A 1223-nucleotide genomic window follows, 5' to 3' on the forward strand; every position below is an offset into this window, starting at 1 on the left:
GGTGGGGTCGGGGGCGGGGTCTCGGCGGGTGAGGCCGGAGATTGGTAGGAGCATCAGTGCCGTCATCGCGCCGAGGATGGCGAACGCGAGGCGGTAGTCGCCGGTCGCGTCGCGGAGGCCGCCGACGAGGACGGGGCCGAGGGCCGCGCAGCCGTAGCCGACGAAGAAGGCCATGGCGCTGTACCTGCCGGCTTCGGCGGCGTCCCGGCTCATCGAGACGGGGACGGTGAGCACGAGCGTGAAGAGGCCGCCGTGGCCGATGCCCATGGCGATGATCCACAGCCAGGTGCCCGTGCCGGGGCTGAAGGCGAAGCCGAAGAAGCCGACGGCGGTGAGTGCGGCGGTGACCGCGAGGCCGACGCGCTTGTCGGCGCGTTCGCCGAGCACCATCGGCACGCCGATCATGGCGACGACCTGGATGGAGATCATCACGGTGAGCAGGAAGCCGGAGTGCGACTCGGTGTAGCCGCCGGCGTCGTGCAGCAGGGGTGCGATCCAGGCCAACTCGCAGTAGTAGAGCGCGGAGTTGGCGGCGGCGATGGCGGTGATGCGCCAGGCGGTGGCGGAGCGCCAGGGCAGGCCCTTGGTGGCGGGGCCCTTGGGCCCGTCGACGCTGTCGAGGCGGAGGGAGCTCTTGGCCGCCGTCCACATGACCATGCCGGCGACGGCGAGCAGCGCCCAGGAGGCGAGCGCGCCGGGCCAGGAGTCGAGGGCGTCGGCGAGCGGTGCGCTGACGCCGGCCGCGACCGCGCCGCCGAGTCCGAGGCCGGCGGTGTAGATGCCGGTGACGAGGCCGGCCCGGCTGGCGAAGCGTGCCTTGACGACGGCCGGGAGCAGGGTCTGGGCGATGGCGATGCCGGCGCCGACGATGCCGGCGCAGCTGAGTTGCAGCCAGGTGGAGTCGCCGAGGCCGCGGGCGGCGGTGGCGACGGCGACGATGGCGAGGCCGATGAGCACGCCGCGTTGCAGTCCGTGGCGGCGGCCGATGGCGGCGGCCAGCGGCGCGCAGACGCCCATGGCGAGCGTGGGGACGGTGGTGAGGAACGAGACGCCGGTGGCCGACAGGTCGAGGTCGGTGCGGATGCGGTCGACGAGCGGGGAGACGGCGGCGATGGCGGGACGCAGGTTGGCCGCGGCGACGAACAGGGCGACCATCGCGAAGCCGATGGCGGCCCGGTCGCCGGAGGTCGTGCCGCCGGACGGCGGGGCGCCGGGGCCGGAAG

At 74.3% G+C, this 1223-nt stretch carries 1 protein-coding gene; it reads right to left on the bottom strand.

The genetic code is table 11. From position 1 onward, the window contains the following. Positions 1-1223, bottom strand: a 1223-nt coding sequence (locus FNX44_RS27015) for an MFS transporter (RefSeq protein ID WP_228450303.1), incomplete at both ends; no start/stop codon positions are given.

The organism is Streptomyces alkaliterrae (assembly GCF_007097205.2).
Classification (GTDB): Bacteria; Actinomycetota; Actinomycetes; order Streptomycetales; family Streptomycetaceae; genus Streptomyces; species Streptomyces alkaliterrae.